This is a genomic window from Salinispora cortesiana (assembly GCF_000484695.1).
Lineage (GTDB): Bacteria > Actinomycetota > Actinomycetes > Mycobacteriales > Micromonosporaceae > Micromonospora > Micromonospora cortesiana.
Map to the genome: position 1 here is coordinate 41,751 of NZ_AXVR01000032.1, position 15,660 is coordinate 57,410.

Annotated in this window: 11 protein-coding genes and 2 pseudogenes; 9 read left to right on the forward strand and 4 right to left on the reverse strand. The window is 71.6% G+C overall.

All coding sequences use genetic code 11. From position 1 onward, the window contains the following. Positions 1-31 precede the first annotated feature (31 nt). A complete protein-coding gene (locus K228_RS0115210) occupies positions 32-2,497 on the forward strand; it encodes an FtsK/SpoIIIE family DNA translocase (RefSeq protein ID WP_025619210.1) in 2,466 nt (821 codons plus the stop codon). Between the two features lie 50 nt (positions 2,498-2,547). Here K228_RS0115210 and K228_RS0115215 read toward each other — a convergent pair whose 3' ends face one another. Beyond that, positions 2,548-2,862 (reverse strand): DMT family transporter, encoded by a 315-nt coding sequence (locus tag K228_RS0115215; protein ID WP_025619211.1) that lies wholly within the window; start codon positions 2,860-2,862, stop codon positions 2,548-2,550. A 100-nt stretch (positions 2,863-2,962) separates the two neighbouring features. Here K228_RS0115215 and K228_RS0115220 point away from each other — a divergent pair, with 100 nt between their 5' ends. The 7 genes from K228_RS0115220 (at position 2,963) to pspM (ending at position 9,248) form a co-directional block, all read left to right on the forward strand. After that, positions 2,963-3,883, forward strand: a complete 921-nt coding sequence (locus tag K228_RS0115220; protein WP_025619212.1) for an ornithine cyclodeaminase family protein — start codon at positions 2,963-2,965, stop codon at positions 3,881-3,883. Positions 3,884-4,042: 159 nt separating this feature from the next. Further along, entirely contained in the window at positions 4,043-5,566 is a 1,524-nt protein-coding gene (rimO, locus tag K228_RS0115225; protein WP_025619213.1) for a 30S ribosomal protein S12 methylthiotransferase RimO, read from the forward strand. Positions 5,567-5,628: 62 nt separating this feature from the next. After that, complete coding sequence (pgsA, locus tag K228_RS0115230; RefSeq protein WP_025619214.1) at positions 5,629-6,219, forward strand: CDP-diacylglycerol--glycerol-3-phosphate 3-phosphatidyltransferase; 591 nt, start codon at positions 5,629-5,631, stop codon at positions 6,217-6,219. A 27-nt stretch (positions 6,220-6,246) separates the two neighbouring features. Continuing rightward, positions 6,247-6,774 (forward strand): CinA family protein, encoded by a 528-nt coding sequence (locus tag K228_RS0115235; protein WP_025619215.1) that lies wholly within the window; start codon positions 6,247-6,249, stop codon positions 6,772-6,774. A 201-nt stretch (positions 6,775-6,975) separates the two neighbouring features. Next, the gene (locus tag K228_RS0115240) at positions 6,976-7,431 is read left to right on the forward strand and encodes a helix-turn-helix domain-containing protein (RefSeq protein ID WP_025619216.1); all 456 of its coding nucleotides are present in this window, start codon (positions 6,976-6,978) and stop codon (positions 7,429-7,431) included. 139 nt (positions 7,432-7,570) lie between these two features. Then, the gene (locus tag K228_RS0115245; protein WP_025619217.1) at positions 7,571-8,446 is read left to right on the forward strand and encodes a PspA/IM30 family protein; all 876 of its coding nucleotides are present in this window, start codon (positions 7,571-7,573) and stop codon (positions 8,444-8,446) included. A 22-nt stretch (positions 8,447-8,468) separates the two neighbouring features. Then, entirely contained in the window at positions 8,469-9,248 is a 780-nt protein-coding gene (pspM, locus tag K228_RS0115250; RefSeq protein ID WP_025619218.1) for a phage shock envelope stress response protein PspM, read from the forward strand. A 123-nt stretch (positions 9,249-9,371) separates the two neighbouring features. Here the strand turns inward: pspM and K228_RS0115255 are convergent, their stop codons facing one another. Together K228_RS0115255 and K228_RS0115260 are read right to left on the reverse strand one after the other, a co-directional pair. Beyond that, positions 9,372-13,217: a hypothetical protein gene (locus K228_RS0115255; RefSeq protein ID WP_188116206.1), complete on the reverse strand. Its 3,846-nt coding sequence runs from the start codon at positions 13,215-13,217 to the stop codon at positions 9,372-9,374. Positions 13,218-13,222: 5 nt separating this feature from the next. Next, positions 13,223-14,083: a helix-turn-helix transcriptional regulator gene (locus K228_RS0115260; RefSeq protein WP_025619220.1), complete on the reverse strand. Its 861-nt coding sequence runs from the start codon at positions 14,081-14,083 to the stop codon at positions 13,223-13,225. 135 nt (positions 14,084-14,218) lie between these two features. Here K228_RS0115260 and K228_RS25665 point away from each other — a divergent pair. Then, positions 14,219-14,988, forward strand: a pseudogene (locus tag K228_RS25665) (NAD(P)H-dependent oxidoreductase). 18 nt (positions 14,989-15,006) lie between these two features. On the opposite strand, the pseudogene K228_RS25670 reads toward K228_RS25665, so the two are convergent. Next, a pseudogene (locus tag K228_RS25670) lies at positions 15,007-15,660 on the reverse strand (SAM hydrolase/SAM-dependent halogenase family protein); the annotation flags it as partial.

Below are 15,660 nucleotides of genomic sequence, written 5' to 3' on the forward strand. Positions count from 1 at the left end.
ATCCGCCGGGTACCGCCGCTAGGTTGATGCTATGGCGGGCCGTACCTCTCAGGCGAGTCGGCGGCGCGGCGCGTCGCCGCGAGGCAGCACGAACAACCGTGCCCGGCAGCCGGCGAAGAAGCCCCGCGCTGCCGCCAAGCGTCGTCCGCCGGCCCGCACCAACCCGGCCGGCTCCGTGGGCCGGGCGCTCGGGGCACTGTGGATGGGTCTCGCGCACGGGGTGGGCTGGTCGGTTCGCGCCGCTGGCCGGCAGGCCGCCGCGGCCCGTGGCCTCGACCCCGAGCACCGGCGCGACGGCGCCGGGCTGCTGGTGCTCGGCCTCGCGCTGCTCAGCGCGGCCAGCATCTGGTTTGCCAAGGCCGGACCGGTCGGGGAGCGGCTGGCCGATGCCGTACGGCTGTTTCTCGGTGCGATCGCCGTCGTGGTGCCGGTGCTGCTGATGATTGGCGCCTGGCGGCTGATGCGGGAGCAGACCGCTGCGAAGCACCGGGGGCGGGGCCCGGTCGGCTGGGGGTCCATGCTGGTCGCTACGGCCGCGCTGCTGCACATCGGGCAGGAGCCGACCTCGCAGGAGCAGCGGGACTTCGCGGGTGGCCTGATCGGTGCGGGGGTGGGCAGCCTGCTGGAGCGGGCGGTGACCGCCTGGGTTGCCGTACCGCTGTTGCTGCTGCTCCTGGTCTTCGGGCTGCTGGTGGTTACCGCGACCCCGATCAACAAGATTCCGGAGCGGCTCGGTCTGTTGGCCGGCACGGTGGTCGGCGCCCCGGCCGGCGCGGAGGCCACCGAGGAGGCCGCGGCGGAGACCGGCAAGCCGGTTCGCAAACGTACGACGAAGCGGAAGCCGCCACCAACGCCGGACCCGGATGACTTCGCCGACGACCTGGCGGGCGCGGATCTGCAGGAGACTCTCGTGCTGCCCCGCAAGTCGTCGGCGAAGGTGCCGGCCAGTCGGAAGCCGGCGGAGCCGCCGGAGCACTCGCCGCTGCCCACCCGGGCCGAGCAGCTCGCGTTGACCGGGCTGGCGGGCGACTACGCGCTGCCCCCGGCGACCCTGCTGGGCAGTGGTGCCGCCCCGAAGAAGCGCAGCCGGGCCAATGACGAGGTGATCGCCGCGTTGACCGGGGTGTTCGAGCAGTTCGACGTGGACGCCGCGGTCACCGGCTTCACCCGGGGGCCGACGGTGACCCGGTACGAGGTCGAGCTGGGCCCGGGTGTCAAGGTGGAGCGGATCACCCAGCTCTCCCGCAACATCGCGTACGCGGTGAAGTCGCCGGACGTGCGGATCCTCAGCCCGATCCCGGGCAAGAGCGCGATCGGGGTGGAGATCCCGAACACCGATCCGGAGAATGTCGCCCTCGGCGATGTGCTGCGCTCCCGGGCGGCCACCAGCGACCATCACCCGATGGTGGTCGCGCTCGGTAAGGACATCGAGGGCGGCTATGTGGTGGCCAACCTCGCGAAGACGCCGCACATCCTCATCGCGGGGGCCACCGGCGCCGGGAAGTCGAGCTGCCTGAACTCCCTGCTGGTCTCGCTCCTGACCCGGGCCACCCCGGACGAGGTGCGGCTGCTGCTGATCGACCCGAAGCGGGTCGAGATGACCGGCTACGAGGGGATTCCGCACCTGGTCACGCCGATCGTGACGAACGCCAAGAAGGCCGCCGACTCGCTGGAGTGGGTCGTGCGCGAGATGGACATGCGTTACGACGACCTGGCCGCCAACGGCGTCCGGCATATCGACGACTTCAATCGCAAGGTTCGCAACGGTGAGATCACGGCCCCGCCCGGCAGCGAGCGGGAACTGCGGCCGTACCCGTACCTGCTGGTGATCGTTGACGAGCTGGCCGACCTGATGATGGTCGCCCCGCGGGACGTGGAGGACTCCATCGTCCGGATCACCCAGCTCGCCCGGGCCGCCGGTATCCACCTGGTGCTCGCCACCCAACGTCCGTCGGTGGACGTGGTGACCGGTCTGATCAAGGCCAATGTGCCGTCCCGACTCGCCTTCGCCACCTCGTCGTTGGCGGATTCGCGGGTCATCCTGGATCAGCCGGGCGCGGAGAAGCTGCTCGGTCGCGGTGATGGCCTCTTCCTGCCGATGGGTGCCGCCAAGCCAATTCGGATCCAGGGCGCGTGGGTGACCGAGCGGGAGATCGCCGATGTGGTCCGGTTCTGCAAGGAGCAGCGGGAGCCGGAGTTCCGCTCGGACGTGCTCACCGTGGCCCAGGAGGGCAAGAAGAAGATCGACGAGGATATCGGCGACGACCTCGACCTGCTGGTGCAGGCGGTTGAGCTGGTGGTGACCTCGCAGTTCGGCTCCACCTCGATGCTGCAGCGCAAGCTGCGGGTTGGTTTCGCAAAGGCGGGTCGGCTGATGGATCTGATGGAGACCCGCGGCGTGGTTGGTCCGTCCGAGGGTTCCAAGGCCCGGGATGTGCTGGTGAAGCCGGACGAGTTGACCGAGGTTCTGGTTGGCCTGCGCGGCGGCGACGACTGACCGGGACCGCCGTTGTGCCCGGCGGGGTCGGCCTGGCCTCGGTTCGGCCGTCAGTGGTAGATCTTCAGGCCCACCACGCCGGCGATCACCAGCAGGAGGCAGAGGATCCGCGGCAGGCTGGTTGACTCGTTCAGCGCCACCATCCCCACCACGGCGGTACCGACCGCGCCGATGCCGACCCAGACCGCGTATCCGGTGCCGACCGGGATCTCGCGGAGTGCGTAGGCGAGGCCAATCATGCTCAGCGCGGCCGTGATGGCGAAGACGATCGTGGGGACGAGCCGGCTGAAGCCGGCGCTGCGGTCGAGGGCGATGGCCCACGCGGTTTCGAGGAGTCCGGAGATCACCAGCACGATCCAGGCCATTGCCGGACGGTAGCAGCTGCCGCAGCGGAGCAGCTCGGCGAAGGTGATCTTCGCCACTGTAGCTAGAGCTGAACCTGACTTTATCTTGCAGTATCGGTCCATGCCGCTGCTACTCAGCGACTCAGAGGTCGCTGCCGCGCTCGACGCCCCGACGACCGTCGCCGCCATGCGGGACGCGCTGCACGCCGCCCGCGAAGGTCGACTGGTCGCCCCGCCCCGAGCCATCGCGCCGCTGGACGGGGGTCGGATGATGCTGGCCGCCGGGCACCTCGTGGGTCAGTGGTACGGCCTCTGCTCCTACGACACCTTCGGGCTGCCGGGCGGCGAACCGGTGGTGGTGCTACACGACGCCCGCACCGGCGGCGTCCGGGCGGTCGCGGTCGGGGCGGAGCTGAGCTCCCGGCGCAGCGGTGGGCTGGGCGGGGTCGCCATCGACGTGCTGGCCCGCCCGGACGCGGCCACGCTCGGGGTGGTTGGCTCGGGCCGGCAGGCGTGGGCGCAGGTCTGGGCCGCCGCGGCGGTACGGCCGCTGCGGGAGGTGCGTGTGCACAGCCGCTCGGCGGCGCGGCGTACCGCCTTCGCCAACCGGGTCCGCGCCGAACTGGGCGTACCGGCGCGGGCGGTCGACTCCGCGACGGCGGCCGTCGCCGACCAGGACATCGTGGTGCTCGCCACCTCCAGCACCACCCCGGTGGTGGATGCCGCGGACCTCGCGCCCGGCACCCACGTGAACGCGGTGGGCTTCAAGCAGGTCGACCGGCACGAGTTCGGCCCAGATCTGCTGGACCGGGCCGAGGTGCTGGTCACCGACTCACCTGCCCAGGCCGCCGGGTACGCCCCACCGATGCTCGCCGCCCTGCCCCCGTACGCCGGACGGCTGCGCGACCTGGGTGCGGTCCTGGCGGCGGTGGTGCCCGGCCGGACCCGCGCGGACCAGATCTCCGCCTTCTGCTCCACCGGTCTGGGCGGTACCGAGGTCTTCCTGCTCGATCGTCTGGTCCGGGTCGCCGCGACGGTCTGACCCGCCGGTGTGGCTGCGGTGGGCTGGCTGATTCGCCGGAATGGCTGCAGTGGCGGGCCGACCTCCGGCGCGGTGGTGTCGGGCTGATCCCGGACGGGAGCCCGTCGAGGCCGGTTGCTGGCGGTTGCTGGGAGGTCAACCCACGCCCGGTACCCTCGGATGGTGTCTGCCACCCCTCCCGCACCCGCCGACGGCCGCCGTGTCGCCCTGCTGACCCTGGGCTGCGCCCGCAACGAGGTCGACTCCGAGGAACTGGCTGCCCGGTTGCACTCCGACGGCTGGCAGGTGACCACCGACGGTGAAGGCGCCGACGTGGTGGTCGTGAACACCTGCGGGTTCGTCGAGAAGGCCAAGCAAGATTCGATCCAGACGCTACTGGCCGCCGCCGAAACCGGCGCGAAGGTGGTGGCGGCGGGGTGCATGGCCGAGCGGTACGGGCGGGAGCTCGCGGAGAGCCTGCCCGAGGCGCAGGCGGTGCTGAGCTTCGACGACTACCCGGACATCTCCGATCGACTCGGAGCGGTGCTCGCCGGAGCCGCGGTTGACGCGCACACCCCGCGGGACCGGCGGGAGCTGCTACCGCTCACCCCGGTACGGCGTGCCCAGGCGGCGGTGTCGTTGCCGGGCCATGGCACCCCGGCCGCCGGGGCGCAGCCCGGGGTGCGATCCGCTCCGATCGAGGTCGACGAGCGTACGCCGGCGCATCTGCGTCCGGTGCTGCGGCGTCGGCTCGACACCGGACCGGTCGCGTCGCTCAAGCTGGCCAGCGGCTGCGACCGACGGTGTGCCTTCTGCGCCATCCCCGCCTTCCGCGGTGCGTTCGTTTCCCGTCCGCCGGAGGCGCTGCTCGCCGAGGCGGAGTGGCTGGCCCGGACCGGGGTGCGGGAGCTGGTGCTGGTCAGTGAAAACTCCAGCTCCTACGGCAAGGACCTGGGCGACCCGCGGGCACTGGAGAAGCTGCTGCCCCAGCTCGCTGCGGTGGACGGCATCGTTCGGGTGCGGGCGAGCTACCTCCAGCCGGCCGAGACCCGTCCCGGGCTGGTAGAGGCGATCGCCACCACGCCGGGCGTCGCCCCGTACTTCGACCTGTCGTTCCAGCACTCCAGCGAGACGGTGTTGCGGCGAATGCGTCGGTTCGGCTCCACCGATCGGTTCCTGGAGCTGCTGAGCAGCATCCGGGCGCTGGCCCCGGAAGCCGGTGCGCGGAGCAACTTCATCGTTGGGTTCCCCGGCGAGACCCGGGCCGACGTCGCGGAACTGGTCCGCTTCCTGGAGGAGGCGCGGCTGGACGCGATCGGGGTGTTCGACTACAGCGACGAGGACGGCACCGAGGCCGCCGGTCTGCCCGGCAAGGTCACCGCCGCCACCGTCAAGCGCCGCTACGACCGGCTCAGCGCGCTCGCCGACGAGCTCTGCGCGCAGCGGGCCGAGCAGCGGCTCGGCTCGACGGTGCAGGTGTTGGTCGACTCGGTCGACGGCGGTGTGGTGGAAGGCCGGGCGGCGCACCAGGCTCCTGAGGTGGACGGCTCGACTACCCTGGTCGCGCCCCCCGAGGGCGGGGTGGACCTGACCGCTCTGCGCCCCGGTGACCTGGTTGAGTGCACGGTCACCGCTACCGAGGGTGTGGACTTGATCGCCGTACCGGATGCGATGATCTCGGCGGCTCCTGGCGTGGCACGGTGACGGTGGGTCCAGGGGATTCGGCCGGCGCACCTGGTGCGGGGCCGGGGCGGCGGGATGCGGCGATGACCGGAGCGGCGGAGCCGGCCCCGGCGGTTGCCCGGGTGCCGGTGCTCAACGCCGCCAACGCGCTGACGTTGCTGCGGCTGGTGTTGGTGCCGGTCTTCGCCGTCTCGGTGGTCGTCTCCGAGATGACTCACGTCGGCTGGCGGATCGTGGCCTGCCTGATCTTCGTCGGGGCTGCCTTCACCGACCTGGTGGACGGGTGGATCGCTCGCCGGTTCGGCCTGGTCACCTCGGTGGGGAAGGTGGCCGATCCGATCGCGGACAAGGCGCTCACCGGAGTCGCGCTGCTGCTGTTCTCCTTCTACGACCAGCTTCCGTGGTGGGTGACCGGAACGATCCTCTTTCGGGAACTGGGCATCACCGCGCTGCGGTTCTGGGTGATCCGGCACGGCGTCATCGCCGCCAGCCGGGGCGGGAAGATCAAGACGGCCCTGCAGACCCTCGCGATCGTCTGGTATCTCTGGCCCATGCCGGCGCCCCTCGACCTGGTCGGACCATGGGTCATGGGTGCCGCGGTGGCGGTTACGGTGGTCAGTGGCCTCGACTACGTGGCGCAGGCGCTGCGTCTGCGGCGGCGGAAAGAGGGCTGACCAGGTCCGGCCGAAGGGGGAGCCCCCATGGGGCTGGGAGCGGATGGCGAGCGGCCGGCCGAGGGCCCGGCCGCCAGCGTCGTGCACAACCTGACGAAGCGGCGGGAGACGCTCGCCACCGTCGAGTCGCTGACCGGTGGTCTGCTCGCCGCCACGATCGTGGAGGTCGCCGGGGTGAGCAGCGTCTACCGCGGTGGGCTGGTGGCCTACGCGACCGAGTTGAAGTCCCAGCTGGTGGGAGTGTCGGCGGAGCTGCTCGCCGGGCGCGGTCCGGTTGACCCGGACGTGGCCGTGGCGCTCGCGCTGGGGGGCCAGCGACGGTGTGCCGCCGACTGGGGCCTGGCCACCACCGGGGTGGCCGGACCGGGGCCGCAGGGCGGCAAGCCGGTCGGCTTGGTTTACGTGGCCGTGGCCGGTCCGAGCGGCAGCGCGGTCCGGCGGCTGGAGCTGGGCGGGGGCCGTGATCTCATCCGGTCCGCCACCGTGGTGCAGGCGCTTCGACTGCTGGGTGAGCAGCTGGCCGAGGTGCCCCCCGCTGCCGGCGGTGGTGCATAGCTGCACCGACCGTGATACGGTCGGCACTCTTTGTCGACAGCGTTGCCGCTTGGTGGGCTCGCTGGCCCGCAGCCCGATTCGGCAGGTGGGGCGGTATGTCGGTCAGGCCGGCACCGGGTACGGTTGCGGGAAGGTTCCGGTGGTCGGGGCCCGGATTCCCCGGGTCGTCGAGGCACGGAGTGTTCCTCCAGGGGAGGTGCGATGGTCCTGCTACGCCGGCTGATCGGTGACGCGCTACGGACACGCCGGCAGGGGCAGCACCGCACCCTGCGCGAGGTTTCCTCTGCCGCCAATGTCAGTCTCGGCTACCTCTCCGAGATCGAGCGTGGGCACAAGGAACCGTCGAGTGAGCTGCTGGCCGCCATCTGTGACGCGCTTGGCGCGCGCCTCTCCGAGCTGCTGCGTGAGGTGAGCGACACGGTGGCGCTCGCCGAGCAGATGCCGGGGGTGCTGGTGCCGGTCCAGGATGAGCCGACCGGGCAGCAGCCCGCCCCGGTCCCAGCCGCCAGCCACGGCAAGACCGCCGGCCGCCGGTCGGTCCGCCAGGTCTCCTCGGACGGCACGGTGTCGGTGCAGGTCCGCCAGGAGTCGCCGCTCAAGGCGACCCTGCACACCCGGGTTCGCAAGACGGACCGGGATGTGGTCTGCGCCGCCTGAGCGCGCGTAGGGTTGAACGTGGCCCGCTGCGTTGTCGGCGGCTGCCCAAACTGGCATCCGCCTGCGACGATGGAACCACTGCCGTCGCGGCCGGCCAGGTCGCGGCTGGCCGCGACGCTAGTGAGGGGATACCGCGGAGATGGCGAACCCGTTCGTCAAGGGTTGGAAATATCTGATGGCGCTGTTCGGCACCAAACTCGACGAGCGTGCCGACCCGAAGGTGCAGGTCCAGCAGGCGATCGAGGAGTCTCAGCGGCAGCACCAGCTGCTCGTCCAGCAGGCCGCCGCGGTGATCGGCAACCAGCGGCAGCTGGAGATGAAGCTGTCCCGGCAGATGTCCGAGGTCGAGCGGTTGCAGGGCAACGCCCGCCAGGCCCTGGTCCTGGCCGATCAGGCCCGCGCTCGGGGCAGCGTCGCCGAAGCCACCCGCTATGAGCAGTCCGCCCAGGCGCTCGCCACCCAGCTGGTCACCGCCGAGCAGGCCACCGAAGACCTCAAGACCCTGCACGACCAGGCGCTCGGCGCGGCGGCGCAGGCACGTAAGGCGGTCGAGAACAACTCGATGATTCTCCAGCAGAAGCTCGCCGAGCGGGCGAAGCTGCTCAGCCAGCTCGAGCAGGCCAAGATGCAGGAGAACGTCGCCGCGTCGCTGGAGTCGATGTCCGCGATCACCGCCCCAGGTACCACCCCCACCCTGGACGAGGTGCGCGAGCGCATCGAGCGGCGCTACGCCAACGCGATGGGCCGAGCCGAGCTCGCCGGCAACTCGGTCGAGGGACAGATGCTCGACATCCAGCAGGCCGCCCTCGACGCGGCGGGTTCCGCCCGACTCGATCAGATCCGTGCCGGCATGGCCGGGGAGCAGCTCCGCGGCACCACCGAGCGGCCCGCCGTCACCCGACCCGAGCAGCAGGGCGCTCCGGTCGCCGACCCGGCCGCCGCGGCCCGGCTCGACGAGATTCGCTCCACTCTGGGCCGCGAACGCGGCACCGGGGACAGCACTGCCGCCGGCTGAGCGGCGCGGGTGGGGAGGCGACGTGGCAGACGAGCGGACGCGGTACTTCCGGCGGCTGAGGCGCCGCCGGCGGTCTGCCCGCCGGTGGAGTGTCATCGCCGGTGGGCTCGGTGGCGCGGCGGCGGTGCTGACGCCGTACGCCGGTCTGGGCTTGCCCGACGCGGCCTGGGCCGCCGGTGCGGGCGGGGCGATCGTGCTCGCCGCCTGGCGCTGGGCCGACCTGCGGGCGCTCGCCGCCCAGCCGGCGCCGCCGGCGTTGGACCCGGCTGAGGCGGCGGCCCATTCGCGGGCCCGGCTGGTCGCGGCGGTGCAGCGCCTCCCGGCCGGCTCCGGCCTACTCGCCGAGGTCCGCCGGGTGCGGTCCCGGGTCGCGCTGCGCGGCACCAGCGCCGCCGAGCAGTGGGGCCGGCTGGATCGGGCCGGCTCGACCTTCGCCGGCCTGCGGGACCGGCTGACCGGCCTGGCGGCACCCGCGGTCGCCGAGGCCGCCGCGGCCGACCGCTCCCTGCGGGACCTCGCCCTCCGGGTCGCGGACGTCGAACGGGCCATTCGGTTCGCGCCGCCCGAGACCCGGCCCCCGCTTGAGCAGGCCCGGACGGCCCTCGCCGGCCAGCTACACAGCGGCGTCGCGGCATACGAACGGCTGGTGGCGGCCGCCGCTGGTTACGTGGCCGAGAACGTACGGTCCGACGTCCAAGAACCGGCGGTGGTCCGGCTCACCGAGGCGACCGACCTGCTGCACGGGGTGGCTTCGGCATTGGCGGAGCTGCGCGCCACCGACCCCACCTTCCGTACCTCCTGAATCGACCGGGCTGCCCGCACCGGCGGGCTGCCTGTGCCGTGCGGCACGGCGTTGACCCAGGGGGCACGACCGCCTGGGCGTACTCCTCGACGACCTGGTCGTCGACGGTGCGAACCAGGCCGCTTAGCCCGGTGTCGTCACGGTGATCGGGGCGGTGAAGGGGGACATCCCGACGACGTTGAACGCGCGGATTCGATAGTGGTAGGTGGCGCGGCGAGCCAGGCCGGTGTTGGTGAACCCCCGCCCGTTCACGGTGAAGGTGGCTACATCCTGGGTGAACGCGGGGTCCGTGGCCCGCTGCACGGTGAATCCGGCGCCGGAACCGGCGGGTACGCTCGCCGCCCAGCCGAGGATGACCGTCGCGGTGTCCGGTGCGGACGTGGCGGTGGTGACCGTCACCGCATCCGGTACGCCTGGCCGGGGCGGTGTGGTTACCTGCGCCACCGTGGACCACGGTGAGGCCGCGCCCAGGTAGGTGGTGCGCACCCGGTAGTAGTAGCGGGTGTCCGGCACCACAGCGGTGTCCAGATGGGTGTCCCCAACACTGATGGCCGTGGTGCCGGGCCCGCTGGTGAAGGTCGGGTTGGTGGCGCGCTGCACGTCAACGCCAGTGGCGAAGGAGTGGTTGCGCCAGTGCAGCCCCACCCGTAGCGGTGCCGCCGGCGGCACCGCCGCGGCCAGGCCGGTGGGGGCGGTGAGCCGCACCGAGGCGGGCACGCAGTTCGACCAGGCCGAGCAGCTGACCGTGTTCTCCGCCCGGATGCGGTAGTAGTAGGTCACCCCGGGAGTGACGGTCGCGTCGGTGTAGTGGGTGGCGCTGGCAGCCACCGTGATCGTGGCGAGCTCAGCGGTGAACGCCGGGTCAACGGCTCGTTGGAGCTGGTGGCTGGTGGCGGCGGGCCGACTGCTGTTGCCGGTCCAGGCGAGCAGGATCGCCGGCAGCGCGGTGGCCGATCCGGGTCCCGGGGTCGCAGACAGTCCGGTCGGGGCCTGCGGCGCGACCCGCAGCACCAGCGGCCGGCTCAGGCCCTGGTCGCGATAGCCGGCGAGCTGGCTGTGCCAGCGGTACTCCCAGCCCAGGTTGACCGGCTGGTGGGTCACCGGCGCCGCCCCGCCGTCGCGCGGTGCCCCGCCGAGGTGGACGCCGCCCGGCGAGGGTGGCTCCGCCGCCCGTACGCTGTCCGCGATCTTGAATGGGAGGGGCGGCGCGACCGGGCGCAGCGCGACCACCACATCCTCATGTGGGTTGACCCGGACCACCTGTTTCCAGCCCACCTCGTTCGGTGCCGGTGGGCGGAGTGTGCCGTCCCAACCGGCTCGGTTGACCAGTTGCAGGTCGACACCGTCGAGGCGGACCGGCTGGGTCTGCCGGTTGGTACCGCGCAGCCGCCACAGCTGCACGCCATCGCTGGCCGAGCCTCCCGGTGCCGCCGGCTCGACGACCGGCACCACCTCGGTGGCTGGGTCGGTCGGGCCGAGCGGCACCACGGCCGGCGTGAGTGGCCCTCCGGGCGGCGGGCCGACACCGAAGCGGCCGGCGAGTCGGCCGTACGTGGGCTCGAAGACCTGCTCGATGATCTTTACAGCGATCAGTAGCAGGACCGGGGTCACGTCTCCGGCCGGCGTGAATGCGACCGTGGAGGCATGTACCGGGACGGTGGTCTCCCGAGCCGTGTGGGTGCCGAAAGCAGCGTCGTAGGCGGACTGCGGCACGATCGGCGGGCGCTGGCTGGCCGCGTACGCCCGAGGTAGCCGCTCCTGGAGTCGGGCCAGGTCGTAGCGGGGCGCCGGGACGCCGTTCACCCGGAACTGCAGCAGCGTACGGGTGTTCGGCCCATAGCCGGGACGGCTCGGTGGTGTCCCGCCCTCCGCGGTCTGGTCCGCGGCTTCGGTGTGGTGGTCATAGCGGGGGTCGAGGTCAGGTAGCGGGGCCGGGGCGTCGTTGTAGAGGAGCACGGTGCTGCCGGGGGCGACGGTGGCGAAGTCCACCAGCACGTCGGCCTGCTCCCCGGGGGCGAGTAGCAGCGTGTGCCGGTCAACGTTGAGCACGGTGGGGTCGCGCCGGTCGGATCGGTAGGTCACCGGCTGGTTGGGGAGCACCGCGGGGGCCGGTAGGAGGCCCCCGTCGTTGCCGATCTGCACCAGGTCGGGGCCGGCGGCGAGCGGGTCCGGCACCCCGCCCTCCCGCCCGTCTGTCGGCCACCCGCCAGGTCGGCCGGGCACCGGAATCGCCGCCACCATCGGAACCTCGCCGGCGTCCGGGTCAGCCAGCCCGCCGTCGCTGTCCCACATCGGGCCAGCGGAGCGCGTCTGGTAGAGCTGGAGGTTCAGGCTGCGGTCCAGGCACGCGTTGAGGACGCGGAACCGGTAGGTGCGTGGTTCGACCGCCAGCCAGGGGTACGCGACGCCGTTGATCAGTACGGTGTCGCCGTACGCGGCTGGTACCGCCGATGGGTGGGGTACGCCGGGTGCCAGCGGCGGTTCATCCGAGTCGTCGCCGATCGGGTCGTGGTGGGGGTTCGGGACCGGCCTCGGTCCGGTGCCGTTGGGTTCGGTTGTGCCGTCGGGCCTGACGGCGTTGGGTTCGGTGCCGTTGGGTCTGGCGGCGCTGTCTGCCCCGAGTTCCTCGGCGGTTCGCGTCCACGGCCCGTAGTCCCAGCGCCCGGTCGGATTGATGCCGTCGTCGCGGTAGGGGTTCTGCCGGGGCTGGTAGATGTGTGGGTGCCAGAGGCTGCCCCGCGCGCCCCACCGGTCGCGGTCCCAGGTCGGGTCGGTGGCGGCCAGCTGACTGTCGTCGGGCACGAAGGTCTTGTCCTCGACGACCAGCGGGATCTGGTCGGCGGGCAGCACCCCGTCGGCGACCAGGTCCTCCTCAGCCGGATCGGTGATGAGGTAGATACCCATTTGTCCGGAATAGCTGGTGAGTCGGGCCAGCCCGACGGTGTTGTCGTGGAACGCGAGCAGCCGACCGCTCTGCTCGTTCGGGTAGTACAAGGTGGTGGCCCCCCTGCCGGGCGGCGGCATGTCCGGCACGGGGGTCAGCCCGGGACCGGTCGGGTATGGGGTGATCTCCGTAGCGGGCGTGATCCAGTGCCATGGGTTGCCGGCGCTGATCCAACCGGTCTGCGCGCCAGCGAGGTGCAGCACCGCCCGATTCTGTGGGTACGGTGCCGGCCCGTGGAATGGCCCGTGACCGGCGCCGTCGATGGTCGGGTCAACCGGTAGGAACAGTTCACCGGCTCGACCGGTGGGAAGCTGGTTGATGAATTTGACTCGTACTGGTCGGCTGCGCCGCGCGAGGATCACCGGGCCGAGGTGGACCGGGCGATTCGGCGGGGCGACAGTGTTGTGTCCGGTCGAGTCGGTACCAAGGTTCAGCTGCCGGTATCCCCGCAGTCGGGTGGCCGGAAGGTCCCGGTGCAGCCGTTGCGCGTGTTCCTGCAGACCGATTTCGTAATAGTCGCACCCCGGGTAGGTGATCGTGTCGGGTACGGCCACCGGCAGGCGGCCGGGGTCGTTGGCTGAGCCGAGCGTGGGCAGCGGGTCAACGAACTTGCGGATTCCGGTGCCGGGCACCACGCCGCCATCATCGTCCAGAATCGGCAGCGGACTGTGGGCGTGGTTCGGCACCGGGCCGAAGTAGCGGGGCAGCGCCGCCGGGTCCAGCGTCGCTGCTGGCCCCGGTGTCGCTGGGGCTGGTGTCGCTGGTGCTGGCCCGGCTGCCGGGGCCGGCGTCGCGGATGTCGGCGGTGCCGTCGCGGTGCCGTCTGTACCCCGGGCTGCCGGCACCAGCGGGTCGGAGCCATTGGCGGTGGCTTGCGTCGGGTCGGTGGCGGGTCGCTCGGCCCAGGGGATCCGGAGTCTGCGGAACAGGTCCATGGCTCTCCCGGCGTCGGGCGCGGTACCGGCCACCTCGGCGTGGCGGTGGACGCGCAGAACAGACGGTGTATGAGCACTTATTTGCAGCATGGGACCTAAGGGGTGGGTTTGGAAGTGCCCAATCGTCCCTTTCTAGGCCAGCCCGCCGCGTCGTCCCGGTCCAGGCCAGCGAGGAGACGTAGCCCATCCTCGCTGGGGCTGCCGGGAGAGGCGGACAGCACCAGCAGTTCCACACCGGAGTCGTCCGGGGGTACGAGGCTTTCCTGGTGCAGTTCCAGCAGCCCGACCAGCGGGTGCCGGTAGGACCGCCGCCCGTAAGGGCGGGCGCGTACGTCGGCACGTGCCCAGAGGCCGCGGAAGCGTTCGCTATTCATCGCCAGTTCGCCGATGAGCGAGGTGAGGCGGGGCTCCTCGGGGTACTTGCCGGCAGCCAGACGCAGGTGCCCGACCACGATGAGGGTGCACGCCTCCCAGTCGGCGTACAGGCCGCGCTCTCTCTCCTCAAGGAAGACGTGCCGGGCGGTGTTCGAGCCCGGCATCGGCAGGCCGTAGAGGAGCCGGGCGAGACGGTTGCCGGCGAGCACGTCCAGCCGATGATTCATGATCAGTACGGGTGAGTCGGCCATCAGGTCGACGACGCGGAGTAACTCCGGCCGGATCCGCCCACCTGGCATCCGCGCGCGGTGGCGGCGTTGCCGGGCGAGTCGGTGCAGGTGCCCGCGTTCGGTCTCATCGAGGCCGAGGACGCGAGCGAGTGCGTCGAGGACCTGGTCGGAGGGCTGGGTCGCGCGGCCCTGCTCCAAACGTACGTAGTAGTCGACGCTGACTCCGGACAGGTGCGCGACCTCCTCGCGGCGTAGCCCCTGGACCCGGCGATGCCGGTCGGTGGGGATGCCGAAAGTTGCCGGATCGACCCGGGAACGCCGGGTCCGTAGGAAGCCCGCGAGACTATCCATCCTCCCAGTATCACTGGAATGTTGGCGGATGGGTGGTCCTGCCGTTACCAGGACATCCAGTCCGAGGAAGCGGTGCCCCTGAATGTCGGGGTGCCGAGGGGCCCAGGATTGAGACCCATGATCCGAAGGAGCCCCATGAACTCGCTGATTGTCTACGCCCACCCGGAGCCGAAGTCGCTCAACGGCTCGCTGAAGGACCTCGCCATCTCCACCCTGCGGACCGCCGGGCACGGGGTGCGGGTCAGCGATCTGTACGCGATGAGTTGGAAGGCGGTTGTGGACGCCACGGACTATGGCCCCGAGGCCGCCAATCCGCTCCGGGTCGCCCGGGACTCAGGCCGCGCCTTCGACGCCGGAACACTCACCCCGGATGTCCTCACCGAGCAGGAGAAACTGCCGTGATCATCTTTCAGTTTCCGCTGTGGTGGTACACCATGCCCGCGATTCTCAAGGGCTGGGTGGACCGGGTGTTCAGCGCCCACTTCGCGTACGGCGTCGGCGAGCACAGTGACACCAGGTTCGGTGACCGTTTCGGCGAAGGCACCCTGGCCGGCAGGAAGGCGCTGCTGTCGGTGACCGTCGGTGGATCGGAGTCGCACTACTGCGCTCGCGGGATCAACGGCCCGATCGAGGACCTCCTGTTTCCGATCCAGCACGGCATCCTCTACCACCCAGGCATCGAGGTGCTGCCGCCGTTCGTGCTCTACGGCGCCGACCGGTTGACCAGCGAAGACTACTCGGACGTCGCCAAAGCCTGGAAGCAACGCCTGCTCACCCTGGATTCGACTGAGCCGATCCCGTTCCGACAGCAGAACTCCGGCGACTACGAGATCCCCTCGTTACGGCTGAAGGAGGGGGTGGAGCTCGCCGGCCGCACCGGCTTTGGGCTGCACCTGCGGCACTGACCCCGGTCGCGCCCGGCGTCAGCCGGCGGTGAGGCGCAGTCGGTCGCCGGGCGCCACTCCGAGCAGGTCGGCGGCCCGCCCACCGTTGACTGCGACCGCGACCTGGCCAGCCGAGTCGACGTGCATCAGGAGTTCGCCTGGCGACACGTCACCGAAGGTGCGGACGCGTACCGCCGGTTGGCGTTCGACCCCCGGAGCGACCGGGGTAGTGGTTCCAGCAGGTCCCCCGACGCCGCGAGCTGCACGTTGCCGAAGTGGTCCACGGTCAGTATCTCGGCGGTGAACCCGTCGGCCTCCGGCTGGACCAGCGGCACTGGTAGCCGGACCAGGGTACTGGGCTCGATGGCCGGGCCGGCGTCGGCGAGCGGCGCACCGAGCGCCAGCCGGGCCGCGACCGGCGCGAAGACGTCCCGACCGTGGAAGGTGGCGGACCGCTGCGCTCCGAGCCAGTCCCGGTTCGTCAGCTCCACCGCCGTGCGGACCCCGCCGAGCGCCGCCGCTGCATCCAGCAGCAGCCCGTTGTCCGGGCCGACCAGCAGTCCGTCCCCGGCGGCGAGGGCGACCGCCCGACGAGCCGTGCCCACTCCCGGGTCAACCACGGCGAGGTGGACGGCGGCTGGCAGGTACGGCACGGTCTGCGCCAGCACCGCGGCGCCCCGCCGCACGTCGCCG